Source organism: Pseudomonas vranovensis DSM 16006 (assembly GCF_000425805.1).
GTDB lineage: Bacteria > Pseudomonadota > Gammaproteobacteria > Pseudomonadales > Pseudomonadaceae > Aquipseudomonas > Aquipseudomonas vranovensis.
The window spans coordinates 164,674-191,287 of sequence record NZ_KE384454.1 but is presented as its reverse complement, the minus strand read 5'-3'; the positions used below and the strand labels follow the sequence as shown (position 1 = coordinate 191,287).

Annotated in this window: 28 protein-coding genes and 2 riboswitches; of the genes, 18 read left to right on the top strand and 10 right to left on the bottom strand. The window is 62.4% G+C overall.

Going from position 1 to position 26,614, the window contains the following annotated elements; translation table 11 throughout:
- Positions 1 to 6: 6 nt before the first annotated feature.
- The gene (locus H621_RS0120395) at positions 7 to 339 is read right to left on the bottom strand and encodes a YceK/YidQ family lipoprotein (protein WP_036990185.1); all 333 of its coding nucleotides are present in this window, start codon (positions 337 to 339) and stop codon (positions 7 to 9) included.
- A gap of 225 nt (positions 340 to 564) precedes the next feature.
- Between H621_RS0120395 and H621_RS0120390 the strand changes: the two genes are divergently transcribed.
- Together H621_RS0120390 and H621_RS0120385 are read left to right on the top strand one after the other, a co-directional pair.
- Positions 565 to 2,151 carry an ABC-F family ATPase gene (locus H621_RS0120390; protein WP_028945150.1) on the top strand — a complete coding sequence of 529 codons (1,587 nt, stop codon included), beginning with the start codon at positions 565 to 567 and terminating at the stop codon, positions 2,149 to 2,151.
- Between the two features lie 223 nt (positions 2,152 to 2,374).
- A complete protein-coding gene (locus H621_RS0120385; protein WP_028945149.1) occupies positions 2,375 to 3,565 on the top strand; it encodes an MFS transporter in 1,191 nt (396 codons plus the stop codon).
- Here H621_RS0120385 and H621_RS0120380 read toward each other — a convergent pair.
- Positions 3,559 to 4,593, bottom strand: coding sequence for an alpha/beta hydrolase family protein (locus tag H621_RS0120380; protein ID WP_028945148.1), 1,035 nt, complete (start codon positions 4,591 to 4,593; stop codon positions 3,559 to 3,561). The two genes, H621_RS0120385 and H621_RS0120380, sit on opposite strands and share 7 nt — an antisense overlap.
- A gap of 138 nt (positions 4,594 to 4,731) precedes the next feature.
- On the bottom strand, positions 4,732 to 5,343 hold the full coding sequence (locus tag H621_RS0120375; RefSeq protein ID WP_028945147.1) for an FMN-dependent NADH-azoreductase: 612 nt from the start codon (positions 5,341 to 5,343) through the stop codon (positions 4,732 to 4,734).
- A gap of 128 nt (positions 5,344 to 5,471) precedes the next feature.
- On the opposite strand from H621_RS0120375, the gene H621_RS0120370 reads away from it, so the two are divergent.
- Entirely contained in the window at positions 5,472 to 6,380 is a 909-nt protein-coding gene (locus H621_RS0120370) for a LysR substrate-binding domain-containing protein (protein ID WP_028945146.1), read from the top strand.
- Positions 6,373 to 6,732 carry an MmcQ/YjbR family DNA-binding protein gene (locus H621_RS0120365; protein WP_028945145.1) on the top strand — a complete coding sequence of 120 codons (360 nt, stop codon included), beginning with the start codon at positions 6,373 to 6,375 and terminating at the stop codon, positions 6,730 to 6,732. The genes H621_RS0120370 and H621_RS0120365 overlap by 8 nt, the downstream gene beginning before the upstream one ends.
- On the opposite strand, the gene H621_RS0120360 is transcribed toward H621_RS0120365, so the two are convergent.
- Positions 6,725 to 7,171 (bottom strand): DUF1294 domain-containing protein, encoded by a 447-nt coding sequence (locus H621_RS0120360; RefSeq protein ID WP_028945144.1) that lies wholly within the window; start codon positions 7,169 to 7,171, stop codon positions 6,725 to 6,727. The genes H621_RS0120365 and H621_RS0120360 overlap by 8 nt on opposite strands.
- A 4-nt stretch (positions 7,172 to 7,175) precedes the next feature.
- Complete coding sequence (locus H621_RS0120355; RefSeq protein ID WP_028945143.1) at positions 7,176 to 8,006, bottom strand: undecaprenyl-diphosphate phosphatase; 831 nt, start codon at positions 8,004 to 8,006, stop codon at positions 7,176 to 7,178.
- A gap of 279 nt (positions 8,007 to 8,285) precedes the next feature.
- Between H621_RS0120355 and pnuC the strand changes: the two genes are divergently transcribed.
- The 8 genes from pnuC (at position 8,286) to H621_RS0120315 (ending at position 14,919) form a co-directional block, all read left to right on the top strand.
- Positions 8,286 to 8,852, top strand: a complete 567-nt coding sequence (pnuC, locus tag H621_RS0120350) for a nicotinamide riboside transporter PnuC (protein ID WP_028945142.1) — start codon at positions 8,286 to 8,288, stop codon at positions 8,850 to 8,852.
- Positions 8,849 to 9,373, top strand: a complete 525-nt coding sequence (locus H621_RS0120345; RefSeq protein ID WP_028945141.1) for an AAA family ATPase — start codon at positions 8,849 to 8,851, stop codon at positions 9,371 to 9,373. Before pnuC ends, H621_RS0120345 begins: the two co-directional genes overlap by 4 nt.
- A 326-nt stretch (positions 9,374 to 9,699) precedes the next feature.
- Positions 9,700 to 10,137, top strand: a complete 438-nt coding sequence (locus tag H621_RS0120340; protein ID WP_028945140.1) for a hypothetical protein — start codon at positions 9,700 to 9,702, stop codon at positions 10,135 to 10,137.
- A gap of 1 nt (position 10,138) precedes the next feature.
- Entirely contained in the window at positions 10,139 to 10,711 is a 573-nt protein-coding gene (locus H621_RS0120335; protein ID WP_028945139.1) for a hypothetical protein, read from the top strand.
- Positions 10,712 to 10,762: 51 nt separating this feature from the next.
- The gene (locus tag H621_RS0120330) at positions 10,763 to 12,034 is read left to right on the top strand and encodes a hypothetical protein (RefSeq protein ID WP_028945138.1); all 1,272 of its coding nucleotides are present in this window, start codon (positions 10,763 to 10,765) and stop codon (positions 12,032 to 12,034) included.
- Between the two features lie 64 nt (positions 12,035 to 12,098).
- Positions 12,099 to 12,782 (top strand): C39 family peptidase, encoded by a 684-nt coding sequence (locus H621_RS0120325; protein WP_028945137.1) that lies wholly within the window; start codon positions 12,099 to 12,101, stop codon positions 12,780 to 12,782.
- Positions 12,783 to 12,815: 33 nt separating this feature from the next.
- Positions 12,816 to 13,592 carry a hypothetical protein gene (locus H621_RS0120320; protein WP_028945136.1) on the top strand — a complete coding sequence of 259 codons (777 nt, stop codon included), beginning with the start codon at positions 12,816 to 12,818 and terminating at the stop codon, positions 13,590 to 13,592.
- A gap of 46 nt (positions 13,593 to 13,638) precedes the next feature.
- Complete coding sequence (locus H621_RS0120315; RefSeq protein WP_028945135.1) at positions 13,639 to 14,919, top strand: transporter; 1,281 nt, start codon at positions 13,639 to 13,641, stop codon at positions 14,917 to 14,919.
- Between the two features lie 104 nt (positions 14,920 to 15,023).
- Here the strand turns inward: H621_RS0120315 and H621_RS0120310 are convergent, their stop codons facing one another.
- A complete protein-coding gene (locus H621_RS0120310; protein WP_028945134.1) occupies positions 15,024 to 16,349 on the bottom strand; it encodes a sigma-54 dependent transcriptional regulator in 1,326 nt (441 codons plus the stop codon).
- 318 nt (positions 16,350 to 16,667) lie between these two features.
- Here H621_RS0120310 and H621_RS0120305 point away from each other — a divergent pair, with 318 nt between their 5' ends.
- On the top strand, positions 16,668 to 16,934 hold the full coding sequence (locus tag H621_RS0120305; protein WP_028945133.1) for a hypothetical protein: 267 nt from the start codon (positions 16,668 to 16,670) through the stop codon (positions 16,932 to 16,934).
- Between the two features lie 98 nt (positions 16,935 to 17,032).
- Here the strand turns inward: H621_RS0120305 and H621_RS0120300 are convergent, their stop codons facing one another.
- Genes H621_RS0120300 through cobW form a run of 4 tightly spaced genes read right to left on the bottom strand, consistent with a single transcriptional unit; the run spans position 17,033 to position 23,530 of the window.
- On the bottom strand, positions 17,033 to 17,647 hold the full coding sequence (locus H621_RS0120300; RefSeq protein ID WP_028945132.1) for a vWA domain-containing protein: 615 nt from the start codon (positions 17,645 to 17,647) through the stop codon (positions 17,033 to 17,035).
- A gap of 47 nt (positions 17,648 to 17,694) precedes the next feature.
- The gene (locus H621_RS0120295) at positions 17,695 to 18,693 is read right to left on the bottom strand and encodes a magnesium chelatase ATPase subunit I (protein WP_028945131.1); all 999 of its coding nucleotides are present in this window, start codon (positions 18,691 to 18,693) and stop codon (positions 17,695 to 17,697) included.
- Position 18,694: 1 nt separating this feature from the next.
- A complete protein-coding gene (gene cobN, locus H621_RS0120290) occupies positions 18,695 to 22,456 on the bottom strand; it encodes a cobaltochelatase subunit CobN (protein ID WP_028945130.1) in 3,762 nt (1,253 codons plus the stop codon).
- Between the two features lie 3 nt (positions 22,457 to 22,459).
- On the bottom strand, positions 22,460 to 23,530 hold the full coding sequence (gene cobW, locus H621_RS0120285) for a cobalamin biosynthesis protein CobW (RefSeq protein ID WP_028945129.1): 1,071 nt from the start codon (positions 23,528 to 23,530) through the stop codon (positions 22,460 to 22,462).
- Between the two features lie 98 nt (positions 23,531 to 23,628).
- A riboswitch (cobalamin riboswitch) is annotated at positions 23,629 to 23,825 on the bottom strand.
- A 60-nt stretch (positions 23,826 to 23,885) separates the two neighbouring features.
- Positions 23,886 to 24,114: riboswitch (cobalamin riboswitch) on the top strand.
- A gap of 97 nt (positions 24,115 to 24,211) precedes the next feature.
- On the opposite strand from cobW, the gene H621_RS0120280 reads away from it, so the two are divergent.
- Genes H621_RS0120280 through H621_RS0120260 form a run of 5 tightly spaced genes read left to right on the top strand, consistent with a single transcriptional unit; the run spans position 24,212 to position 26,550 of the window.
- A complete protein-coding gene (locus tag H621_RS0120280) occupies positions 24,212 to 24,397 on the top strand; it encodes a CbtB domain-containing protein (RefSeq protein ID WP_028945128.1) in 186 nt (61 codons plus the stop codon).
- Between the two features lie 10 nt (positions 24,398 to 24,407).
- Positions 24,408 to 25,100: a CbtA family protein gene (locus H621_RS0120275; RefSeq protein ID WP_028945127.1), complete on the top strand. Its 693-nt coding sequence runs from the start codon at positions 24,408 to 24,410 to the stop codon at positions 25,098 to 25,100.
- Position 25,101: 1 nt separating this feature from the next.
- Positions 25,102 to 25,503 carry a cobalamin biosynthesis protein gene (locus H621_RS0120270; protein ID WP_028945126.1) on the top strand — a complete coding sequence of 134 codons (402 nt, stop codon included), beginning with the start codon at positions 25,102 to 25,104 and terminating at the stop codon, positions 25,501 to 25,503.
- A 28-nt stretch (positions 25,504 to 25,531) separates the two neighbouring features.
- Complete coding sequence (gene cobM, locus H621_RS0120265; RefSeq protein WP_028945125.1) at positions 25,532 to 26,278, top strand: precorrin-4 C(11)-methyltransferase; 747 nt, start codon at positions 25,532 to 25,534, stop codon at positions 26,276 to 26,278.
- 26 nt (positions 26,279 to 26,304) lie between these two features.
- Positions 26,305 to 26,550 (top strand): DUF1272 domain-containing protein, encoded by a 246-nt coding sequence (locus tag H621_RS0120260; RefSeq protein WP_028945124.1) that lies wholly within the window; start codon positions 26,305 to 26,307, stop codon positions 26,548 to 26,550.
- Positions 26,551 to 26,614 lie beyond the last annotated feature (64 nt).

Here is a 26,614-nt window from a genome sequence, read left to right as displayed (position 1 = left end):
TCGCCATTATTCGATCCGGCTCCTGGGGATGCTGCCATCCCTGTTCTGCCAATAAAGGGTGTAGGGCAACACCACGGTGTCGGCTACCCCCGAGAACAGCATGTCCACCCGCATCAACCCGGCCGACGGCTGGCCGTAGCCGCTGCTGTAGTGCCCGGGCTCGGCATGCAGGGCGCAGAAATCCAGTATGGCGCCGCTGTAGATGCGTGGAACGCTGTCGCAGTGAGATTGCCACCGGGCAAGCGTGTTGCTCGTCACCTCGTCTGCCTTGAACACGGTGTTGATCGTTCCGCAACCGGCCAGCACCAGGGGAAGCATTAGAGTGGCCAAGCATTTCATTACGCACATCCTTGCGACAATTGCGCTGTTTGATTGACATTGCCGGGACATTGTCCCCGAACCTCGACCGCCACGCCAACGCAGCAACCAGACAAAGCCGGGATGTGGAACAAGACGCCAAGTGTTACAATCGGCGGCTTTACGCCCACGCCCTACGCGCCGGCATCCGTGAACGTCGGCAGTACGACTCGCGTCACACCTCTGGAAACCCCGCAGGAACCTCCCTTGATCTCCACCGCTAACATCACCATGCAGTTCGGCGCCAAGCCGTTGTTCGAGAACGTCTCGGTCAAGTTCAACAACGGTAACCGCTACGGCCTGATCGGCGCCAACGGCTGCGGCAAGTCGACCTTCATGAAAATCCTCGGCGGCGACCTCGAGCCGTCGAGCGGCCAGGTCATGCTCGAGCCGAACGTACGCCTGGGTAAACTGCGCCAGGACCAGTTCGCCTACGAAGAATTCACCGTGATCGACACCGTGATCATGGGCCACGAGGAACTGTGGCGGGTCAAGGCCGAGCGCGACCGTATCTACTCGCTGCCGGAAATGACCGAAGAAGACGGCATGGCCGTGGCCGAGCTTGAAACCGAATTCGCCGAGATGGACGGCTACACCGCCGAATCCCGCGCCGGCGAGCTGTTGCTGGGCCTGGGTATCCCGCTGGAACAGCATTTCGGCCCGATGACCGAAGTCGCCCCAGGCTGGAAGCTACGCGTGCTGCTGGCCCAGGCGCTGTTCTCCGATCCTGAAGTGCTGCTGCTCGATGAACCGACCAACCACCTGGATATCAACACCATCCGCTGGCTGGAAAGCATTCTCACGGCGCGTAACAGCACCATGATCATCATTTCCCACGACCGTCACTTCCTCAACAGCGTCTGCACCCACATGGCTGACCTGGACTACGGCGAGTTGCGCCTGTTCCCGGGCAACTACGACGAGTACATGACCGCCGCCACCCAGTCGCGCGAGCAATTGCTGTCGGACAACGCCAAGAAGAAAGCCCAGATCGCCGAGCTGCAGACCTTCGTCAGCCGCTTCTCGGCCAACGCCTCCAAAGCCAAGCAGGCCACTTCGCGCGCCAAGCAGATCGACAAGATCCAGCTGGCCGAGGTCAAGCCGTCGAGCCGTGTCAGCCCGTTCATCCGCTTCGAGCAGACGAAAAAGCTGCACCGCCAGGCCGTGACCATCGAGAAGCTGTCCAAAGGTTTCGAAGGCAAGACCCTGTTCCAGAACTTCAGCTTCACCGTTGAAGCGGGCGAGCGCGTGGCGATCATCGGCCCGAACGGTATCGGTAAAACCACGCTGCTGCGTACCCTGGTCGGCGAACTGACCCCGGATGCCGGTGAAGTCAAGTGGACCGAAAGCGCCGAGCTGGGCTACTACGCCCAGGATCACGCACACGACTTCGAGGAAGACGTGAGCCTGTTCGACTGGATGGGCCAATGGACCCAGGGCGAACAAGTGATCCGCGGCACCCTGGGACGCATGCTGTTCTCCAACGACGAGATCCTCAAGTCGGTCAAGGTGATTTCCGGTGGTGAGCAAGGCCGCATGCTGTTCGGCAAGCTGATCCTGCAAAAGCCCAACGTGCTGATCATGGACGAACCGACCAACCACCTGGACATGGAATCCATCGAAGCGCTCAACCTGGCGCTGGAGAACTACCCGGGCACGCTTGTTTTCGTCAGCCACGACCGTGAGTTCGTATCGTCCCTGGCCACGCGAATCATCGAGCTGAGCGCCACCGGCGTGGTGGACTTCAGCGGTACCTACGACGACTATCTGCGTAGTCAGGGTGTAGTGGTCTAAAGCACTCGCCTGTAGCGGCTGCCACCAGGCTGCGATCGGCCGCGAAGCGGTCGTCATTCAGCACCATCAGTGTGACTGGATAACGACCGCGTGGCAGTCGATCGCACCGCGTACCTCGGCAGCCGCTACGGCGCGATTGTTTTAAATTAGTTAGCCTGCTTTCTTTTATCCTCGCCGCCAGCGATCATGGGCCCTCTCCCTCCGCCCGCCAGCGAACGAGCTCATGTCTGCGCACCAACCCGCCCCTGCCAGTACCCTGTCGATCACCCTGCAGATCCTCTCGATCGTCTTCTATACCTTCATCGCCTTCCTCTGTATCGGCCTGCCGATCGCAGTGCTGCCAGGCTATGTGCATGACCAACTGGGTTTCAGCGCCGTAATCGCCGGCTTGACCATTGGCCTGCAGTACCTCGCCACGCTGCTCAGCCGCCCCATGGCTGGCCGTGTCGCCGATGGCCAGGGCACCAAACGGGCAATTACCTACGGCTTGATCGGCATTGCCGCCAGCGGCGCACTCACCACAGCTTCTGCACTGACGGTCGAGCTGCCACTGTTGAGCCTGCTGGTGCTACTCGCTGGCCGCGTGTTGCTGGGCCTGGCCCAGGGGCTGATCGGTGTTGCCACCTTGAGCTGGGGTATCGGCGCAGTGGGTGCCGAGAACACGGCCCGGGTGATTTCCTGGAACGGCGTAGCCTCGTACGGCGCCATCGCCATCGGTGCACCGCTTGGGGTGATGCTGGCCGACCAGGTGAACTTCGCCAGCCTGGGGCTGGTACTCACTGCGCTTGCAGCCCTGGCGCTGCTGGTGATCCGCAACAAACCCTCGCTACCCGTGGTGCGCGGTGAACGCCTGCCGTTCTGGGCGGCCTTTGGCCGGGTCGCGCCGTGCGGGGTAGGCCTGACGCTGGCCTCGATCGGGTACGGCACCCTGACCACCTTCGTGACCCTGTTCTACCTGGAGCAAGGCTGGAGCGGTGCGGCCTGGTGCCTGAGCGCCTTCGGCGTGTGCTTCATCATTTCGCGGCTACTGTTTGTCAACGCGGTGAACCGTTTTGGCGGCTACCAGGTGGCAATGGCCTGCATGGCCACTGAGGCTCTGGGCCTGGCACTCCTGTGGCTGGCCCCGAACCCGGCACTGGCATTGCTGGGTGCAGGCCTGGCCGGTTTTGGCCTATCGCTGGTGTACCCGGCACTGGGGGTCGAAGCCATCAAGCAGGTGCCAGTGTCCAGTCGGGGTGCCGGGCTGGGTGCCTACGCCGTTTTTTTCGATCTGGCACTGGCGATCTCCGGCCCCTTGATGGGAGCAATTGCCGTGCATCTGGGCTATGCCTGGATCTTCTGCATCGCCGCCCTGCTGTCGCTGGCCGGTGTCGGCCTGGCCCTGACCCTGTCGCAGCGCGCCCGCGCTCACTGATCGGCGGTATCCAGCCCGACGCGCCGGGGCCGGCCCAGGGTACGGGCAAAAAAGTGCGCAGCCTCGGCCTGCAGTGAAAGGTGGATGTCTTCACGGTCGACGCCGTCGGGGTCGTTGCACAGCGCCGCCATGTGGTGGCGCTGCTCCTCGTCACACGGAGCCATGAACACGAAGTGCCCGGCGCCGGCCAGCAGCCGGTAGTTGGGCGTGACCGGCAACTTGCGGGCCAGCGCCTGGGCGTTCTTCTCGATGGAAAGCAACTGGTCGTTGTCGCCGCTGTAGATCAATGCCGGCACCTTCACCTGTGCCAGTGCCTGGCGACCGAACATCAGGCTCAGCGGCGCCATCAACAGCAAGGCATGTACCCGGGGGTCGGCCTCGGCGGCAAGGTCGGCGCGATCGGCAATCAGCACTCCGTTGGTCTTGCAGGCGTCGGAATCGCGAGGGTGCTCCTGGCAATAGCGATGCAAACGTTCAAGGTCAGGGTGCGCCCCGGACAGTATCAGGGCCGTTTCACCGCCGGCGGAGTATCCAATCACCCCCACCCTCTCACCACGGATATACGGTGCCAGAAAGGGGTCGGCAAGGCTGGTGGTGATCGCGGCACTGATCTGCAACGGCCGCCCGTAAAGATTGCTCAAGGTGCCCAGCCGACTGTGGTCATGGGCGTTGTCGCCTGGGTGAGTCACGGCCACCACCACGAAGCCCCGACGTGCCAGGGCCGTGGCCAGGTCGTGCAGGGCCAGCGGCGAGCCGGTGTTGCCGTGGGACAGCATCAACAAGGGATAGCGCCCTATCACCACTGGCGCACCTTCAAACGCCTCCACCCGATAGCCATCGATCCGGCTGCTGCGTTCCGGGCCGCTGGAGGGATAGAACGCCAGCGCCTGTACCGGCCGGGCATCGAGCGGATCTGCGAACTGCATGCGGTGCAAGCCGACGCTCCAGTGCTGCACGGGCTCTGCCCGTACTCCCGCCGCCAGGCCCAGCAGCCACAGCACACAGAACGCCGCCACGATACGCATCAGCCCTCACCTCACCCGCCCCCGGCACTACCGGGCATATCGCCAGCATATCGCCGGGCCCATGGGCGCAGATGAAAGCTCAATGAAAAAACCGACAGCAAGCCAGGCCTGCTGTCGGTTCGGGTAGTGCGCGGTCGCGGATCAAGCGGCGGCGAACAACTCGTTGCTGATCTGCTGCTGGGCGGCGCTCATGGCATTGGCGCGTGGCTCGTCGCCGTAGGCCAGGCCGTGGGCACGGACGATTTCAAGGTCGGTGACGCCGATAAAGCCCAGGAACACCTTGAGGAACTCCTCGTGGCCGACACCGGTCGGCTGGCCCGCATGCAGACCACCGGCGGTGGACACCAGGATGACTTTCTTGTCACCGCACAGGCCTTCAGGGCCGGCTTCGGTATAGCGGAAGGTCTTGCCGGCCACCGCAACGCGGTCGATCCAGGCCTTGAGCTGGGTCGGTACGGTGAAGTTGTACATCGGCGCGCCGATCACCACGGCGTCGGCGTCCAGGAACTCCTGCAGGGTTTCGGCGCTCAGTTGGGCTTCGTGCTGCTGGGCAGCATCGCGCAGGTCTTGTGGAGTGCCGGCAGCCACCAGGGTAGCGGCGGAGAAATGGCTGATGGCGTCGGCGGCCAGGTCACGGTAGACCACTTCAACGGAAGGGTCGGCGGCTTTCCAGGCCTCGACCACGCTGCGGCTCAGCTGACGGGAGGCGGAATTGTCGCCCAGGATGCTCGAATCGATGTGCAACAGTTTCATGGGACTCTCCTGAATGAAGACCGCATCGGGGCGATCACGATGGGGACAATCCTACTTGAGCAGCGAATAGCTGATAAGACAGCAAAAATGCGTTAGTTTGTCCTACTGGCAGGACAATGGAGCGAGCCATGCAGGACCTCAATGACCTCTTCTACTTCGCCCGTGTGGTTGAAGCCGGTGGCTTTGCTGCCGCCGGGCGCCTGCTCGGTATCCCCAAGTCGCGCCTGTCCCGGCGCATTGCCGAGCTGGAAGAGCGCCTGGGCACGCGCCTGTTGCAGCGCACCACCCGGCAACTGAAGTTGACTGCGGTGGGCGAACGCTACCTGCGCCACTGCCAGGCCATGCTGCTGGAGGCCGAAATGGCCGATGAAGCGGTGGCGACCATGACCAGCGAGCCACGCGGCCGCTTGCGGGTGTCCTGCCCGGTGGGCTTGGCCCACACGCTGCTGCCGCAGGTCATCAGCCAGTTTCTGGCGTTGTACCCCCAGGTACAGCTGGACATGATCCTGCTCAACCGCCGGGTCGACCTGATCACCGAAGGCATCGATGTGGCCTTGCGCGTGCGCGACCTGGGCGATGAAGACCCGGCCCTGGTCACCCGGCGCTTGCGCCAGGCGCAGATGTACCTGGTGGCAGCGCCGGCGTTCGCCGCCGCCCATGCTCCGACTACGCCCGATGACCTGGCCGGGCTGGCGGTGCTGGGTGCCACAGACGCCGACCGCCTCGTACATTTGCGCCTGCTCGACGCGCAGGGCCGCAAGCAGGAACTGGCTATGGAGGCGCGCCTGGCCATTGATGATTTTGTCGTGCGCAAGGCTGCAGCGATGGCAGGCCTTGGCTTTACCGCCCTGCCGATCATGCACTGCGAAGAGGAACTGGCCCGTGGCGAGCTGGTGCGCCTGCTGCCAGACTGGTCGCTGCCCGGGGGCTATCTGCAGGCGGTCTATCCGCATCGGCGCGGCCTGTTGCCTGCGGTGCGGGTGTGGATCGATCACCTGGTGGCGTCTTTTGCCGAATGTGGGGAGCGTTATGTCTGAACGAAAAATGAGCGAAGCGCAGGTGGTGGACTTCTGCCTGGGCCTGCCCGGTGCGCGGGAAGACTACAAATGGGGTGGTGTGCGGGTGTTCTCGGTGGCTGGCAACAAGATGTTTGCGGTACTGGACCTGGCCGGTGCTGGCCTTTCGTTCAAGGTCGAGGCTGAACTGTTCCTGGGTTATGTCGATCGCCCCGGCGTACGCCCGGCGCCTTACCTGGCGCGGGCGCACTGGATCAGCCTGGCGCCACCCTACCCCATGGGCCGCGAGGAACTCTGCGACCTGCTGCAGCGCTCCCATCAACTGGTGGTCAGGCGCCTGCCCAAGCGCCTGCAGCCAGGACTGCTTATCTGAGCAGCGGCCCGAGGGCGCTGCCCAGCCAGCGACCGTCCAGCAACACTTGATCGATCCAGAACAACTGATGCAAGGCGACAATGGCCCAGAACGTCAGCTGGAACGACAACTTGCGGGTTTTATGCCGGAACCGCTGCTGGGCCAGCAACGCACCCGGCCAGCCGCCACACAGTTCACTGGCGTGCAACACCTTCTCGGGTGTGCGCCTGGCCTGGTTGCGGGCCTGTTGCTTGTCACGCCAATAGAGCGCAAACGTCACCAGGCTTGCCAACGGATAGGCCACCGCGGGCAACCAGGACTGTCCGCTCAGCACCATCTGCAGCGCCCCGCCCAGCGGCAACAGGCACAGGCAGCCAAACACCAGCAGTTTGCTGCGCAGGTGCTGAACGCTGCCATTGTCGCGCCCGGCACGGTGCGCAGGGTTTTGCCCACGGCTCATCGTATCAACCTTGCGCGGTAGCCCAATCGACCCAACCGAACTGCCAGGTGGCCAGGATGATCAAGCCGAAGACTATGCGGTACCAGGCGAACATCGCGTAGCTGTGGTTGGCAATGAACTTGAGCAGCCCGCGCACGGCGATCATGGCGAAGATGAACGACACCACAAAGCCGATGGCGAACACCGGGAAGTCACCCGGCTGGAACAGCTCACGGTACTTGTAGCCCGAGTACACCGCCGCACCCACCATGGTCGGCATGGCCAGGAAGAACGAGAACTCGGTGGCCGCCTTGCGCGACAGGCCGAACAGCAGCCCGCCGATAATGGTCGAACCGGAACGCGAAGTACCCGGGACCATGGCAAGGCACTGGGCAAAGCCGATCTTGAGGGCATCGGTCCAGCGCATGTCATCGACTTGCTCGACCGTGATGACGTGCTCGCGCCGCTCTGCCCAGAGCATGATCACCCCGCCGACGACCAGGGCCACGGCCACGGTGATGGGGTTGAACAGGTAATGGTGAATCACATCGGCGAACAGTACCCCCAGCACCACCGCCGGCAGGAACGCGATCAGCAGGTTGGCGGTAAAACGCTGGGCCTGTCGCTCTTTGGGCAATCCCAGCACCACGTCGAAGATCTTGCGGCGAAACTCCCACACCACCGCCAGGATTGCGCCCAGCTGAATGATGATGTTGAAGGCCATTGCCCGCTCACCACCGAAGTTGATCAGGTCTGCAACCACGATCTGGTGACCGGTGCTGGAAATCGGCAAGAACTCGGTCAAGCCTTCGACAATACCCAGTATGACGGCCTGCAGGCCAGTCCAAAGATCCATTATTCCCCCACGAAGCGATGCCCTCAGGCATGCCCCCTTTATAGTGTCTACAAGCGCATGGCGATTCGAATGCCCGGCCGTTGTACAGCGACTGTTGGTCGCAAAGTCGGCCGAAAAGTTCAGCCCCCGGAAGGTTCGCCTTCGGGGGGCCGAAATCCTAGCAGACCTGCGGGCTAAACGCTGCTGGTTGAATCCGCATATGCACCTGCGCGTTGAGTCGGCAAACGCTGCGCCAGCGGTTACAATCCCTGCCCTCTCCTAAACAGCCAAGGAACGCCGATGTCCGGCCTCGAACTGTTCGCCGCCGTGCTCGGCGTTATCGCCGTTTGGCTCACCACCCGGCAAAACCCCTGGTGCTGGCCGATCGGCCTGGTGATGGTGCTGCTGTACACCTGGGTGTTCTATGACGTGAAGCTGTATTCGGACATGCTCCTGCAACTGGTCTATGCCGTGCTGCAACTCTATGGCTGGTGGCAGTGGACCCGCCCGGACAGCAAGCGCCAGGCACGCCAGGTCACTTACCTGGACACCCAGCCGATGCTCTTCAGCCTGGGCCTGGGCTTGCTCGGCAGCCTGGCCCTGGGTGCCGCAATGGCCACCTGGACCGATGCTGCCCAGCCCTGGCTGGATGCCGCCCTGACCGGCTTCAGCCTGGTGGCGCAATGGTGGATGGCACAAAAACGCGTGCAGTGCTGGCCGCTGTGGATCGTGCTGGATGTGATTTTCGTTGGCCTGTTCCTGTACAAGGGCTTGTACTTGACCGCCGCACTCTATGCCCTGTTCACCCTGATCGCGGTGCAAGGCTGGCGGCAATGGCGGCGTGATCCTGCGTTGGTGAGCGCATGAAGGTTGTGGTCCTCACCGGCCCCGAGTCCAGCGGAAAAAGCTGGCTCAGTGGCGAGCTCCAGGCGCATTTCGGTGGTGAGCAGGTGGGCGAATATGTGCGTTACTTCATCGACGAACATCGCCGGGACACCTGCTATGCCGACATACCGGCGATCGCGCGTGGCCAATTGGCCTGGGAAGATGCCGCTCGTGCCAGGCAGCCTTCGCTGTTGATCCTCGATACGCACCTGTTGAGCAATATGCTCTGGAGTCGCACGCTGTTTGGCGATTGCCCGGCGTGGCTCGAAGAGGCGTTGTTGGCGCGCCATTACGACCTGCACGTACTGCTTTGCCCCGACGCCATCCCCTGGCACGACGATGGGCAACGCTGCCAGCCGCAACTGACCGAGCGCCAGGCGTTTTTCCAGGCTATTCACGACTGGTTGTCGATGCACCAGCAGCCCTTCGAGGTAGTGCAAGGTAATTGGGAGCAGCGCAAATACGCTGTGTTTGAGGCGGTAAGCCGCTTGCTGCAGGCCTGAGCCCCGTTCGCCCTGCGACAAATTGTCCACTTCTGAAACACTCGCCGCCACGCAAACCCGCGATCTAAAGCGGCCAACGCGTTTACAGGCAAATGTGTTAACCACCTGAAACAGTCGACCTGCGGGACCGTTGAAGCGCCCTGGCGCCCGCAAAATCACTGTGCGCACGCGCCCTGTGTCTCGGCTGCGTTACAACTTTTTTTTGACCCCCACGACAAATAAAGCCAGTTCATTGATTTTCAACAATAAATCAAAACCGGCACACCTTCTGCTCTCTTCCTCGCAACGCTGAACAGGACCAGCACCTCCGAAGAAGGAATTGGATCGTGGGAAAAATAGACAAAGGCATTTTTCACCTCCTGCTTGCTGGATGCGCTTTGGGATCAAGCGTCAGCTTGCCGGTCCAGGCCGAGAACGGCATCGTCGTCATCACCCGCGATGTGCAGCCGCGCAACGCCATGCGCCCGCCCCTGGTACCGGACCCCAACCCGGTCACTGTCAACACTAACCCCTCGGCGCACATTCTCAAGCAGACAAACGAGTTGAGCGACGGTGACTTTGCCTCGATCAGCAGTGGCTCCGGGATCAACGCGCTGATCAATCAACAGACCAGCAACATCGGCACCAATATCAACAACCAGACCCAGTTGCCGAATTTGGCCGGTGGACGTACCGGCAACTCCGGAAACGGCATTTCCAACATGGTCAACTCCAGTGTGCAGAAAGGCCTGGCGCCGCTGCAGATCCTGACCGGAGGCAAGTGAGATGAAGCATACGCTGCTGATTCTGGCCTCGTTCTGCAGTGCATCGGCCTTCGCCCAACCCCCTGTGACCAACACCGCCGAGATCGACAATACCGGCATGCAATACCAGGGCAACCTCACAGTCAATCAGGCGGCTGGCGACCTGCAGCAGCAGGCCAACGCCCGGGCCTTCGCCACTGGCCACAACGCCAGCGCGACCACCGAGATCCGTCAACGCCTGCGCACCCAGGTGAGCCCGGCGATGGATGCCGGGGCCAGCATCCAGGGTGACTCCTTCAGCAACGGCAGCGGCGCCCTGGGCGTCAACCAGAGCGCGGGCGCTGCCACCCAGCAAGCCAACGCACTGCGGATCAGCATCAGCAATCAACCGCAGAACATCGACGACAGCGTCCTCATGCAACAGAACGTGGCGCTGCTCAACAACTCCGATCCAACTGACTCAGCACCCGGCTATCGCCAGGTCACTACCAGTGACCAGGCCTTCACCGGTAGCCGTGGAGTCATTCAGTTGAATCAGAGCGCAGGGGTGGGGAACCGAATGGCCAACACCCTCAACGTCCGGGTCGCGGATTGACCCAAAGGTAAGCAACAACACTTAACCTAAAATAAAGTACGGAGAATCACCATGAAACCTTCGATGGCACTCAAGCCTCTGGTTTTCGCAATTGCTGCGGTCATGGCTGTTGCTGTACAAGCAGGGCAAGGCAATAACAACAATCACAACAACAATAACCATCACCACAACAACAATAACCACAACCCCCACACCCCGCCTCCAACCAAAGTCCCGGTCTATGCGACCGCCAATGCGTGGGACAAGCAAAGCAGCACCAACAACAAAATCCGCAACGAAGGCACCATCAACGAAGCTGAGATGAGCAGCTCCGCCACCGGTACCAGCGGTAACGTGGGTGTCAACGTGGCGGCAGGTGCTGGCAACCAACAAGACAACGCCGCTGCCATTGCTAACGCTGGCGCAGAATCCGAACTCGACAACAGCTTCGTGTTCGGCATGGCCAACGCTGAAGCCAAAGTCAAGCAATACAGCAACAACAACAAAGTCGACAACTACGGCAGCCAAGCTTCTGCTGTGCTGAGCGCCTCGGCCAACAATGGCAGCGGCAACATGGGGATCAACATTGCTGGCGGCGACCTGAACCAGCAGAAAAACACCATGGCAATTGCCAACTCCAACGCCCCACTCGGCAACGCAACCGCAACCGCCTCCGCCGATCAGGATGGTCCTGGCCTGGTGGTGAACAACAACGCCGATCGCACCTATCGCCTGGATACGATTACGTTGACCAAGTCGGCCAGTGGCTCGTCCTCTTCTCTGAAGGGGTCTGCACTGAGCGTCGATACGAGCTCGTCTTCGAGCTGGGAAGCGGCTGGCAAGCAGAGCAACAAGTCGAGTGGCTCGGTTGGATTCGACGCCAGCGGCTCGCAGAAAGCGTCTTTGAGCGTTTCTCTGGAAGCCGGGTTTGACGCGTCCCACACTGTGTCTCACGAACACGGCTGGCACGACAGCAGCACCACCAACTCCGTGGAGGGCAATCTGAACGCATCGCTCGACGCGAAGGCAAAATCGGCGTTTGAAAAATCGTTCGATGCTTCGTTCGACAAAAAGTCCTCGTCTTCGTACGAAAAATCGGGCAGCAAAGAGTCCGAATCCTCGCTTGACGTGACCAAGCTCTACGGGGAGGCCAATGCATATGAAATGAGCAATACTGTCTCCTTCCAGATCTTGACTCCAACCGGCTGGGCCAACCCTGTCACCAACACCGCAACCCTCAGTGGCTCGGTCAACGGCGGCAGCGGCAACCTGGGCGTGAACGTGGCAGCCGGTGTCGGCAACCAGCAGAGCAACTCGCTGGCCATCTCCAACACCTCGATGTAAACGCTGTGGCTTGGAGGCCCCCTTCGGGGGGCCTTTTTCACGACAACCAGGGAGGCGTACGATCATGCGCAACATCGCTTTGGCGTTTCTGCTTTGCCTGGCCAGCCAGGGCGAAGCAGCCCAGATGCCACTGACCGTGCTGTTGCCGGGTGGCGCGGTGGTGTACAAGCCCATCCAGAGCGTACGCGAACGTAAATTTGCCGACCTGGTGCAACAGAAAACCGATTTCAGTTGTGGTGCAGCGTCGCTGGCGACCATTTTGCGCCAGGCCTACTGGCTGGATGTGGATGAAGCGCAGATCATCGAGGGCATGCTTGCACATGCCGATCAGGATCTGGTGCGCGTCCAGGGCTTCTCCATGCTCGACATGAAGAAGTACGTGGAAAGCCTGGGCATGCGTGCCCGCGGCTACCGGGTCCAACCCGAAACCTTGCACAGTATTCGCATTCCCACCGTGGTCCTGCTGGACATCCGTGGCTACAAGCACTTTGTCGTCATGCAGAAAGTCGACAAGGAATGGGTGTACATCGGTGATCCGGTGTTGGGCCACAAACGCTACAAGATCGATGATTTTGTCAAAGGCTGGAACGGCATCATTTTCGCCGTCATCGGCAAGGGTTACGACAAGACCAACGCCTTGCTCGACCCACCGCTGCCGCTGACTGCCAAGAACCGTGTCAACGCCTTTACCCCGGTGCAAGACGCAGAGTTGATGGATTTCGGATTCATCCAAAGCGACTTCTTCTAATGACAAGGGAGCATGAGGCTCCGGGAGTATCCAATGAAAACTTCAATCTGGGTCGCCGTGCTGTGCATGGCCGCCAGCCTGCCAAGCCAGGCACAGATACTCAAACCCATCGAATTGAAAGACCAGGAACTGGCGAACCTGCGGGGCCGCTATGTGATGCCTGGACGGATCATCAGCTTTGGCGTGGTCATGAGCACCACCTGGCAAAACGCCCAAGGTGATTTGATCGGCGCAAAAGCCTCGCTACAAGTTCAGCAAGCGACCCTCAAACCACAGTTCTACGTGTCGACTTTCGAGGAAAAAACCACGACCACGGCACAGCCACAAACCGCCAGCACCAACACCGTCACCTCGCCCAACCCCGGCACCGGTACCGTCACCGGTGGCGCTGGCCTGAGCACCACCGAAGGCGTCACCCAGGTCGTGCGGGCTGCCGGCGACTATAATACCGCCTACAACAACGTCGATATCAACGTCACCAAGGCCAACGAAGCACCGGCCATTCAAACACAGGGCAATGCCTTGGCCGCAAATACACCGGCGGTCATCTCCAACGAAGCAGGTTCGATGAGCGTTACCTCAAGCGGCACAGGTGTGCAAATGAACATCGTCGCCAACAACAACCAGGGCAGTGCCATGCAACGGCTTGCCCAGGGCGGGCTGATGCAGAACACCACCCTGCTCGGCGCTGGCAACCGGGTCACCAACCTGACCTCCCTCAATGTCGTGCTACGCGAGAACGTGCCGACGGCCGGGGCGCTCAGCGGAAGCCTGGACCAGCTCAAAGGCCTTCGCACACCCGGATTCTGATCTACGCTCTGTCTCATCAAATGTAGTCAGAAGGGACGGCTAACCCATGCACCGATCGTTAACGTTCAGAGCTATTGTCGTTTTAAGTAGCCTGACTCCAGCGACATTGCTCCACGCAGCACCCGACCCCCAGGTCGAGGCACTAAAACAAGAACTGATGGAGTTGAAACAGCGTTACGAAGCACAGCAGAACGCGCTGATGGTGCTTGAACAGCGCGTTCGCCAGGTCGAAGAAACACCCGTCACGCCGCAGCCCAAACGCCTGACAAAATCCCCCGCCGAACCCACCCGGGGTGGCCAGACCGTGGCTGCAGGCGCACCCGGGACCACAGGCAGCTCCTACGGCCAGTCGCTCAAGGAAGATTCGGAGCCGGCACAGAGCGTTTCCAACCTCTATGACGAAGCCAGCGGCTTCTTCGGTGGCGGCAAGTTCAGCGTCGAGACCGGCCTGACCTACACCCACTACGATACCCGAGCCCTGGTGCTCAACGGCTTCCTGGCCCTGGACTCGATCTTCCTTGGCAACATCAACCTCGACCGTATCAAGGCCGATAACTGGACCCTGGACCTGACCGCACGCTACAACCTGGACCAGCGTTGGCAGTTCGATATCAACGTGCCGGTCATCTACCGCGAGTCCACCTACTCGTCTGGCGGCGCAGGCGGCGCGGGGCCGGTGTCATCTGACGCAACCGTCAAGCGCGACCCCACCATCGGCGATGTCAACGTCGGTGTGGCCTACAAGTTCCTCGACGAATCGGAAAACCTGCCTGACGCCGTGGTCACGTTGCGGGTCAAGGCACCCACTGGTGATGATCCCTACGGCATCAAACTGGTCAACGACCCCACCAACGACAACCTTTCGGTACCTGAAGACCTCCCGACCGGCAACGGCGTCTGGGCGATCACTCCGGGTATCTCGCTGGTCAAGACCTTTGACCCCGCCGTGCTCTTCGGCAGCCTGTCCTACACCTACAACATGGAGGATTCGTTCAGCGACATCAGCCCCACGATCAACACCAAAGTCCCAGGCGACGTGAAACTCGGCGACTCCTGGCAGATTGGTGCCGGTATTGCGTTTGCCTTGAACGAGAAGATGAGTATGTCGTTCTCGTTCACCGACCAGTTCTCCAGCAAGAGCAAGATCAAACCCGATGGCGGCGACTGGCAATCGGTCCCCAGCAGCGACTACAACGCGGCGAACTTCAACATCGGCATGACGCTGGCCGCCACCGACAACCTGACCATCGTGCCGAACCTTTCCATCGGCCTTACCGACGACTCGCCGGACTTTTCTTTCAGCTTGAAATTCCCATACTACTTCTGAGCCTCGCGCCCACGAAAAAGCCCGCTTCGGCGGGCTTTTCATTGAATCCTTCGCGGGGCAAGCCCGCTCCTACCGTAGGCACGGGCTAGCCCCGCGAGCGCAGTTCAACGGATCTGATGCTTGTGCAGCAACCGGTAGAAGGTCGGCCGTGAGATGCCCAGCACCTTGGCAGCAATACTCAAATTGTCGCTGTGCCGGTTGAGTACATCGCACAACGCCTGGCGTTCGGCCCGGTGCTTGTAGTCTTCGAGGGTACCCATGCTGGCTGCGAACGCATGCTGGGTCGCCAATCCCAAGTCCTGGGCCTCGATCTGCCGCCCTTCGGCCAGGACCAGGCCACGCCTGACCCGGTTGGCCAGTTCACGTACATTGCCCGGCCAGTCGTGCTTGCCCATCGCTACCAGGGCGTCTTCACTGAAGCTGCGCGGGCGCCGCCCGGTTTCCAGGCTGTAGAAATGGGAGAAATGGCTGGCCAGCATCGACAAGTCGCCATGCCGGTCACGCAGGGGCGCAGTGACCACTTGCAGCACATTGAGCCGGTAATAGAGGTCTTCGCGAAAGCGCCCGCTCTCGATGGCCTTTTCCAGATCGACGTGGGTGGCCGCCAGGACCCGCACATCCACGTCGATCGGCTGGCTGCCACCGACACGCTCGATGTGCTTTTCCTGTAGAAACCGCAGCAGATTGGCTTGCAGCTCCAGCGGCAGGTCGCCGATTTCATCGAGAAACAAGGTACCGCCATGGGCGGCTTCGATACGCCCGATCTTGCGTTGATGAGCGCCGGTAAACGCGCCTTTCTCATGGCCGAACAGTTCGGACTGGATCAGGTGTTCGGGAATGGCGCCGCAGTTGATCGGCACGAAGGGCTTGTCGCGGCGCTGGGATTGGCGATGCAACGTGCGCGCCACCAGCTCCTTGCCGGTACCGCTCTCCCCGCGAATCAGCACCGGCGACTCGGTGGGCGCCAGCTTGCTGAGCAACTTGCGCAGTTCGCGGATCGGCCGGCTGTCCCCCAGCAATTCATGCTCGGTGCCATCGACATGGACATTGCCCTTGCCGCGCAGGCGTGCCATGCCGAAGGCCCGGCCAATAGTGACCTGCACCCGGGAGACATCGAAGGGCAAGGTGTGAAAGTCGAAAAACCATTCGCACACGAAGTCGCCGACGTTCTGGGTGCGCAACTCATCAGGGCTGAGAACGGCAATCCATTCGGTGTTGCTGCGGCTGATGAGGTCTTTCACCGCATCGGGGTGCTGCAGGTGCGAGGCCTGCAAACGCAACAAGCCGACGTCGCAGGGATATTCCTGGGCCGAGGACAAAGTACAGCTGTACACGTCCCAGCCGACATTACGCAGCCCAGGTAACAAACGGTGACAATCATCGCAGGGATCGACGATCAGCAAACGGCGGTTGGACGAAGGTTCGAGCATGACCTTTCCTTGGCGCCAAATGTTGGAATTTTAAATAGAAACAGCACGTTGGCAGGCCCGTTTGTAACAGTAGCAACGATGCGTCAGACGCCCACTACCGTCTGTCTGCAAAGCAGGGACGATAAATTGACGGCGGGGAATTTTCGTCAACTTTCAACGTCAGAGTGGACGCCTGTTACAACTTTTTTGTCGAAAACAAAAAAATTATAAACCTGCATGTGACTCCACCCGGTACTGCGTGCATCAGTACAAGTAACTCACCGCTGCACAACGCACGGTACTTTATTTTTTGTTTGGGCCCACAGAGAGACCGAACCCATGAATGCCCCGCTCCGTGTCAACGAAGCACTGCTGATTGCCGACCACGCCTTCGAGCCCTTCCAGTGTGTAGCCTGGGATTCGCCTAACGGTACTGGCGAACTGAGCCTGGCAGTGATCGACCGGACCAGCACCCGTATCGGTAGCAAACAGGTGCCCAGCAGCACCTATACCGACCCTGCGCAACTCGCGCACCTGATCGAAGAAGTGCGTGCCGAACTGAGTGAAAAAGGCTACGACCTGCAACCCTGGTCAATGCCAAAGTAACGTTGCACCTTACACATCGGGCAACTTTCTAGTTGCCCGTTCTTTATAGTGCGACACGTTGCCGCACTGTTTTCCGTAGCGATCCGTACGCGCCTTTATTATTCAATCACCTTGAAACTGTCTATCGCCTGGTAGTTGGCATTTAATTGCTGCGCCAATATACGCGCACGCCCCAGGCGTACCGCTGCGCGCTCCATATCCACCAGCAAACTTGGGCACGGCAGTGGCGCCACCGGGTCCCAGGCCTTGAGCCGGCCGTCGGTCAGCACCAGGCAACGTTGTTGTTCGGCCGGAAACTGACGCTGTCGGGCCTGCAGCCAATGACGTGCCTGTTCCAAGGCTGCCAGCAACGGCGTACCGCCACCGGCGCCGAGGTTTTCAAGCCACGGCTGCAATGCCGCTGATGCCTTGAGGCCATGGCGCTGCCAGGTAGGGGTGTTGCCGCTGGCCGTGAGCAAGGTCAAGCGCGCCCGTTGCCGGTAGGCCTGATCGAAGAACCCGGCAAGCAAGCCCTTGGCCTGGCTCAGGGCCTGGTAGCGGCGGGTCGAGGCCGAGGCGTCGACGATGACCAGCCAGAGCTCGTGGGCACTGGCCCTGCGCTGCTGCCAGCACAGGTCGAGGCGTTGACGCGGTCGTCCCTTGAGCAAGGTGGCGGGCCAGGCGACCGTACCCTGGGCAGCATCGCGGGCAGCCCCCCTGGAACCTTGCTTGATGCTGCCTGGGCGGGGTTTGGCATCCGCCGAGCGCGGCCGACGGATGCTCAGGGCTTTTTTGCCCAGTTCGGCACCTCGCGTCGCGCGCCGGTGGGGGTTGCTTGTGGCGGCATGTCGCCCCAGGCACCTTGCCCTTGCTGAGCGGAGAACGACTGTCGACCCTGGGGTTCGGGCGCAGACATCTGCTGCGCGGCGCGTTCACGACGACGGTGGCGCAAGGCGAACTCGGCCACTGCATCAATATCCTCTGCCTCGATGTGCAAGGCACCGCGCCAGGCGGCATGGGCCCTGGCCGCACGTAGCCAGACCAGGTCAGCCCGCACACCATCGACGCCGGCGCCGAAGCAGCGTTCGGTGATGTGCGCCAAGGCCTGGTCATCCAGCGGAATCTGCGCCAGTCGTTCGCGCGCCCCTTGGCAACGCTCTAGCAACTGCGCCTGGGCGGGCGCCCACTGGGCACAGAAGCCTTCGGGGTCGGCATCAAAATCCAGACGCCGACGAATAATCTGCCCACGTGCTTCAGGCGCCGGTTGCCCGTCCAGGGCCACGTTGAGGCCAAAGCGATCGAGTAATTGCGGGCGCAACTCGCCCTCTTCCGGGTTCATGGTGCCGATCAACACAAAGCGGGCGCTGTGACGGTGGGAAATACCGTCGCGCTCGACCCGGTTGGTGCCACTGGCCGCCACATCCAGCAGCAGGTCCACCAGGTGATCGGCCAACAGATTGACCTCATCCACATAGAGCACACCGCCGTCGGCCTTGGCCAGCACACCCGGCGAGAATTGCGCCTTGCCCTGCCCCAGCGCCGCATCCAGGTCCAGAGTGCCCACCAATCGCTCTTCGCTGGCGCCCAGCGGCAGGGTCACGAACGGACCATCGCCCAACAGGTCGGCAAGCCCCCGGGCCAGGGTACTTTTGGCCATGCCTCGGGGGCCTTCGATCAGCACGCCGCCAATCTTCGGGTCGATGGCGGTCAGGCACAGGGCCAGTTTCAGTTCATCGGCGCCGACCACGGCAGACAGCGGGAAGTGTGCAGGTTCAGTCATCTCAAGTCTCTTCTTCGCCATCGAGCAATTGCTCTTCCAGGGCCTCGCGGTATGCACCCGACGCCTGCCACAAACCACGTTGTTGCGCTTCGAGCAGGCGTTCGGTGATATCGCGTAAAGCCTCGGGGTTGTGTTGGCGGATAAAGTCGCGGGTCGGGGCGTCGAGCACATAGGCATCGGCCAGCGACTGATAATGATGGTCGTCGATCAAGTGCGTGGTGGCATCGAAGGCGAACAGGTTGTCGACCGTGGCCGCCAGTTCGAACGCTCCTTTGTAGCCATGGCGCTTGACCCCGGCGATCCACTTGGGATTCAGCGCCCGGGCACGGATCACCCGGTTGAGCTCTTCCTTCAGGGTACGGATGCGCGGACGGTCCGGCTGGCTGTGGTCGCCGTGGTAGCTGGCGACCGGCGCGCCGCCCAGGCTTTCCACGGCTGCCAGCATGCCGCCCTGGAACTGGTAGTAGTCATTGGAGTCGAGCAGGTCATGCTCGTGGTTGTCCTGGTTCTGGATCACTGCCTGGACCTGGCCAAGGCGCCGGGCAAAGTCGGCCCGTGCCGGCGTACCGTCGTCCGCCGCGCCATAGGCGTAGCCACCATGATTGAGGTAAACCTCAGCCAGGTCCTGACGGTTTTGCCACAGGCGCCCGTCAATGGCGTTTTGCACCCCGGCCCCATAAGCCCCGGGTTTGGCGCCGAAGATGCGCCACCCAGCCTGACGTGCGGCCTGCTCGGCCTCAACGCCTTGAGCGAGCAACTCGGCACGCTCGGTACGCACCCTGGCCGCCAACGGGTTGAGGTCGTCAGGCTCGTCCAACGCTGCGACTGCACGAACGGCAGCATCGAACAGGTTGATCAGGCTGCCGAACGCATCGCGGAAAAAACCTGATACCCGCAGCGTCACGTCCACCCGCGGTCGATCGAGCAGGCTCAATGGCAAAATCTCGAAGTCATCGACCCGTTGACTGCCGCTGGCCCACACCGGGCGTACCCCGAGCAAGGCCATGGCCTGGGCGATGTCATCGCCGCCGGTGCGCATGGTCGCCGTGCCCCACACCGACAGCCCCAGTTGACGCAAGTGATCACCGTGGTCTTGCAGGTGGCGCTCCAGAATCAGGTTGGCCGAGGCAAAGCCGATGCGCCAGGCCGTGGTGGTCGGCAGGTTGCGCACATCGACGGTGTAGAAGTTGCGCCCGGTGGGCAGCACGTCCAGGCGTCCCCGGCTGGGCGCGCCGCTCGGGCCTGCAGGCACGAAGCGGCCCTGCAGGGCGGCGAGCAGGCCATGCAGCTCAGCCGGGCCACAGGCATCCAGCTGCGGCGCGACCACCTCGACCAGCCCCTGCAACACAGCCTGCACATCGCACCATTGCGCGTCCTGGGGAATGTGCGCATGGCCGCCCAGGCTATCGCCGATCAAGCGGCCCGCCAACGCTTCAAGACGCTCGCGCGTGTCCCCAGCCGTTCGCCACAGGCCGGCATCAATCTCTTGCAACAGCGCCGGGCGCGGCCCGTTCCAGGGTTGTCCCAGGTCGCAATCGAGCGGGTCGAATCCCAGCGCCAGTGCCTTGGCCAGCGCCCGCAGCAGACTGGCGTTGGCTCCACGCCCGTCACCGCGGGCTACCCGCAGCAGGGCCAGCAAGGTATCGGTGCGCAAGCGCCCGGTGGGCGACTCGCCAAAAACATGCAGGCCATCGCGGATCTGCGACTCCTTCAGGTCACAAAGATAGGTGTCCAGCCGCGGTAACCAGATGGCTGCGTCGTCCAGCGCACCTTCGAGCTGTAGCTCTCGGTCAATGTGGTTGTCGCGCACCAGCGCGAGGATATCGCGCTGCAGTTCACGGGCGCGGCGCGGGTCAAGCAGCTGGGCTTCGTAGTATTCGTCGGCCAGCGCCTCCAGGTGACGCAGCGGGCCGTAGGTTTCGGCGCGGGTCAACGGCGGCATCAGGTGGTCGATGATGACCGCCTGGGTACGGCGCTTGGCCTGGGCACCCTCGCCCGGGTCGTTGACGATGAAGGGATAGATGTTGGGCAACGGCCCGAGCAAGGCGTCCGGCCAACAGTTGGCCGACAGGCCCACGCCCTTGCCCGGCAGCCACTCCAGGTTGCCGTGCTTGCCGACATGGATCAGCGCATCCGCGCCATAGCCGTGGCGCAACCAGAAGTAGAACGCCAGATAGCCGTGGGGCGGTACCAGGTCGGGGTCGTGGTACACCGCGCTCTGGTCCAGTTGGTACCCCCGGGCCGGCTGAATGCCGACGAAAGTCAGGCCAAAGCGCAGGCCGGCGACCATCATCCGGCCATTGCGGCACATCGGGTCCTGCTGCGGTTCGCCCCACCGCTCGCGCACCGCGTCCTGATTGGCCTGGGGCAATTGGGCAAAGGCTGCCAGGTAGTCCTCCATCGCCATGCTTTGCAAGCAGGGACGCTGGTCGAGGCTGTCCAGGTCGTTGCTCACGCCGCCCAGCAACGCCTGAATCAGCGCAGTGCCGCTGGCGGGCAGCTCGTCAAGCGGATAGCCCTGATCCTTCAGGGCTCGCAGGATATTCAGCGCTGCGGCCGGAGTGTCCAGGCCCACACCGTTGCCGATGCGTCCATCGCGGGTCGGATAGTTGGCCAGGATCAGCGCCACGCGCTTGTCCGGGTTGGGCAACTGCGCCAGTACACACCAGCGGCGCGCAAGCTCGGCAACAAAATCCATGCGCTCGGCATGGGGGCGATAGCAGACCACATCCGACTGGCTGCGCTCGCTGCGCCAGGCCAGGTCCTTGAAACTGATCGGCCGGGTAATGATCCGCCCGTCCAGTTCCGGCAGCACGATGTGCATTGCCAGGTCCCTCGCCCCAAGGCCTTGCTCGCTGGCCTCCCAGCCCGGTTCGTTGTCCTGGGCGCAGATGGCCTGCAACACCGGAATGTCGCGACGAAACGGCCGCAGGTGCGGCTGCTCGGGGCTGGACTGGGCAAAGCCTGTGGTGTTGATGATCAACGCCGCCTCGACTTCATCCAGCCAGTCCTCGACCTGGACCAGGCAGCCGGCTTCCTTGAGGCTGGCCACGGCTATCGGCATAGGATTGAGACCAGCCAGTTGCAAGCGTTCGCAGAAGGTGTCGATAAACGCGGTATTGGCTGCCTGCAGGTGTGAGCGGTAGAACAGGATCGGCACCACCGGCTGCATCACCTGCCAGTCGGCATACCAGTCCTGTAGTTGCGCGGCCGCCTTGTGCGGGTGATACAGCGCCGTGCGCGGCAGTTGCTGTGGCTCGCTCCAGGGGTAATCGCGGTGCAGCCAGAGGCTGGCCAGGCATTTGAACAGGTTCAAGGCGTTGGCCTTGCCACCCTGGCGCAGGTAGTGCCAAAGTCGTTCGGCCTGGGCGGCGCTCACCGTGCTCAGGCTGCTGAGCTGCGGGTCCGGGCGGTCGTCGCCCGGCACCAAAATCAGCTGAACGCCGCGTGCGGCCAGCTCCAGCAACTGCTCAACGCCATAGCGCCAGTAACCGACACCGCCGTGCAGCGACACCAGAATGACCTTGGCATGGCGCAACACCTCGTCCACATACAGGTCGACCGAGGCATGGTTCTGCACCTGCATGGGGTTGGCCAGGCGCAGGCTGGGAAAATCCTCGGGCAATTGCTGGGCGGTTTCGGCCAGCAATGCCAGGTGCGAATCACCGCTGCAGAGAATGACGAGCTCGGCCGGGGTCTGGCCCAGGTCGGCAATACTGTCGTCCGGCACGAAGCCACCGGGCTGGGTCCGCAGCAGGTGCATGGATCAAGCGCCCAGGGCGGCGCGCAGGCGCGCTTCCAGTTGAGTGGCGTCAAGTGCCTGGCCAATCAGCACCAGGCGCGTGGTGCGCGGTTCTTCGCTGCGCCAGGCGCGGTCGAAGTGTTTGTCGAAGCGGGTGCCCACGCCCTGGATCAGCAAGCGCATCGGCTTGCCGGGAATTGCCGCAAAGCCCTTGACCCGCAGGATGCCGTGCTGGACTACGAGTTGGGTCAGGGCATCGAGCAGCAGGCTTTCGTCGGCTTCAGGCAGCTCAATGGAGATCGAGTCGAAGGCGTCGTGGTCATGATCGTCGTGGTCGTCGTCGCCGTCATGGTGCGAATCGTGGTGGGTGCGGCGGCCATCGATATGCGCTTCGGATTCGGCGCCCAGGCCCAGCAACACTTCAAGCGGCAAGCGACCGCTGCTCGCTTCGATCACCTTGACCGCTGGCGGCAGCTCCTCCTGCACCTCGGCGCGTACCTTGGCCAGGTTTTCAGGGGCAATCAGGTCAGCTTTGTTCAGTACCACCAGGTCGGCACTGGCCAACTGGTCGGCGAACAGTTCGTGCAGCGGCGATTCGTGATCCAGGTTCGGGTCCAGCTTGCGCTGGGCATCGACTTGCTCCGGGAAGGCGGCGAAGGTGCCAGCGGCCACGGCCGGACTGTCGACCACCGTAATCACCGCATCGACCGTGCAGGCGTTGCGGATTTCCGGCCACTGGAAAGCTTGCACCAGCGGCTTGGGCAGGGCCAGGCCGCTGGTTTCGATGAGGATATGATCCAGGTCGCCACGGCGCGCTACCAGCTCGCGCATCACCGGGAAGAATTCTTCCTGTACGGTGCAGCACAGGCAGCCGTTGGCCAGCTCATACACGCGGCCGCTGGCTTCTTCCTCGGTGCAACCGATGCTGCACTGCTTAAGGATCTCGCCATCGATGCCCAGCTCGCCGAACTCGTTGACGATCACGGCAATGCGTCGGCCCTGAGCGTTGTCGAGCATATGACGCAGCAGCGTGGTTTTGCCCGAGCCGAGAAAGCCGGTAACGATGGTGACAGGGAGTTTGGCCAGTGTTTTCATGTCGATGCCCTTGGCAGCAAATGGCGGGCATGCAGGACGAGAACCACAGGCAGCACTGCCCGGGCGCGTTCGCCACCGGATCACCCCGCCCGGTTTAATGTCGGAAACTGATCGAGGCAGGTCTCCTGGCTTGCATTGCACCGGCCGGCGGCCAGTCGAACGACGCCTTCCCGCAGCGATGCAGTGGCTGTGTCGAACCGTTCAATGCTTACAGTTGCGGGGGCAGCCGCGGCTTCAACCGCGTTCCCGTCTTAGCTTCGGCCAACGCCGAAGAACCTCGAAGCGGCTAGGCTACGCAGTGCCCGGTGAGTGGTCAACTGCTGTCACAATTGACGCTTGCGTGGTTGCGTGATTTGCTAGTGCGATTCGTTTGGGTGCCCTTTACAGGGTGAAACGGGAAACCGGTGCGTCATACACGTGTTGATCACGACGTAGGACAAGTCCGGTGCTGCCCCCGCAACGGTAAGCGAGGAAAGCGTCAGAACCACTGTGCCCGCAGTTCGGCATGGGAAGGTGACGCCTTCGGCGCGGCAATCTGCCCGCCCCTCGCCAGCCCGGAGACCGGCCCAGGCTCGATTTGACAAACCCGCGGTGGGCGGGCGCTGTTGCAACCCCTGGACGGACGCCGTGCAGGGGTTTCTTGCGCTTGCCTGTTGCCGACAACACCAAGAGGAAAGCGCCATGCGTACCAGTACCGCCAGTCACTCCGCCGTTACCCCCTCAACCCTGAGCCAGCGCCTGCTGGTTGCTGTCGGTGCCTCGCTGCTGGGCCTGTGCCTGGTCTACTTCGCCGGTTTCTCGCCTATCGAAGCGGTGCACAACGCCGCCCACGACACCCGCCACAGCGCCGCCTTCCCTTGCCACTGAGTGCCGACCGATGATCAAGCGTATTGCCAGTACTGCAGGGTTTGCAGGCCTCCTGGCCGCCCTGTTGCTGACCCTGCTGCAAAGCTTCTGGGTGGCGCCGCTGATTCTGCAGGCGGAAACCTATGAAAGCGCAGCCCCGGCGGTCGAGCCCCATGAGCATGCTCACGGTGTCGCCGCCGACCATCATCATGACAGTGAAGCCTGGTCGCCCGAGGATGGCTGGCAGCGAGTGCTGTCGACCACCGGCGGCAACCTGGTGGTGGCCGTCGGCTTCGCCCTGATCCTGGCCGCGCTCTATACCCTGCGCGCGCCCAACAGCGCCCTCACCGGTGCCCTCTGGGGCCTGGGTGGCTTTGCCGTGTTCTGCCTGGCCCCGACCCTGGGGCTGCCGCCGGAACTGCCCGGTACTGCCGCGGCCGACCTGGCCCAGCGCCAGGCCTGGTGGGTGGGTACCGCTGCCGCCACCGCCGTGGGGCTCGGGTTGATCGTGTTCGCCCACAACTGGCTGTTCAAGGCCCTGGGCGTGGTACTGCTGGTAGTGCCCCACGTGATTGGCGCGCCGCAGCCTGATGTACACGAAATGCTCGCTCCCGAGGCGCTGGAAGCCGAGTTCAAGGTTGCCTCGCTGGTGACCAATGCCGCGTTCTGGCTGGCCTTGGGCCTGATCAGCGCCTGGCTGTTCCGTCGCCCGAAGCAGGCCTGACATGCAGTTGTTTGTCGGCCTGGGTTGCCGGCGAGGTTGCCCGGTCGACACGCTGGGCAACCTGCTCGAACACACCCTCAAGGCCCACGGACTGCCCCTGGCGGCAGTCGCGGGCCTTGCCAGTATTGATCTGAAGCGCGACGAGCCGGGCCTGATTCAATTGGCCAGCCGCTTGGGTGTGCCCGTTGTGTTTTTCTCGGCTGCGCAGCTGTCGGCCTTCGAGCCGCGCTTGAGCCACCGCTCGGACGTCGCCTTTGCCCATAGCGGTTGCTACGGCGTGGCCGAAAGCGCCGCCCTGGCGCTGGCCGAACAGGTTGCCGGCCCCGCTCACCTGCAGGTCACCCGCACCCTGCACGCCGATGCCACCCTGGCATTGGCCAGCGCCGGCGGCATTGGCGGATAATTCTCCCTTTCTATCCCAAGGACTGTGCATGACCGTCTACTTTATCGGTGCCGGCCCCGGCGATCCCGAACTGATTACCGTCAAGGGCCAACGCCTGATCCACCGTTGTCCGGTGATCATCTATGCCGGCTCACTGGTGCCTGCCGCTGTGCTCGAAGGACACAGCGCCCAGACCGTCATCAACAGCGCCGAACTGCACCTGGGGCAAATCATCGAGGCGATCAAGGCCGCCCATGACCTGGGCCGTGATGTGGCCCGGGTACACAGTGGCGACCCAAGCCTGTATGGCGCCATTGGCGAGCAGATTCGCCACCTGCGCGCGCTGGGCATTCCCTACGAGATCGTCCCCGGCGTCACCGCAGTGGCGGCCAGCGCTGCCCTGCTCGGCTGCGAGCTGACCTTGCCGGACATCGCCCAGACCGTGATCCTCACCCGTTTCGGCGACAACTCACCGATGCCCGAAGGCGAACAACTGGCTGACCTGGCGCGTCATCGCAGTACCCTGGCGATCCACCTGGGGGTCAAGCACCTGGAGAGGATTGTCGAAACCCTGCGTCCGCATTACGGTGGTGACTGTCCGATTGCCGTGGTGCATCGCGCCACCTGGCCAGACCAGGACTGGGTGCTCGACACCCTGGACGGAATTGTCGCGCAGGTGCAGGCCAAGGGCTTTCGACGCACTGCGCTGATCCTCGTGGGCCGGGTGCTGGCCAGTGACAGTTTTTCCGAATCAGCGTTGTACCGTGCCAGCCATGCGCACCTGTATCGGCCCTGAACGCATACTACCCTGAGGTGTTGACCATGCTTGAATTGCGACCCAACTGCGAATGCTGTGGCTGTGACCTACCGGGCGACAGTAAGGATGCGTTGATCTGCTCGTTCGAATGCACCTTTTGCCGTGCCTGCAGCGAGCAGCCCCTCAAGGGCCAGTGCCCCAACTGTGGTGGTGAGCTGGTCAAGCGCCCGGCGCGGGCGGCTGAGAAGCTGATCAAGTACCCGGCGTCTACCCAGCGGATAGTCAAGGCGCAAGGCTGCCCGACTCACTGACCTTATCGGCGACTGCTGCGCAGTCGATCGCAGCCTCGTTCCTCGGCAGCGGCTACACCGTATG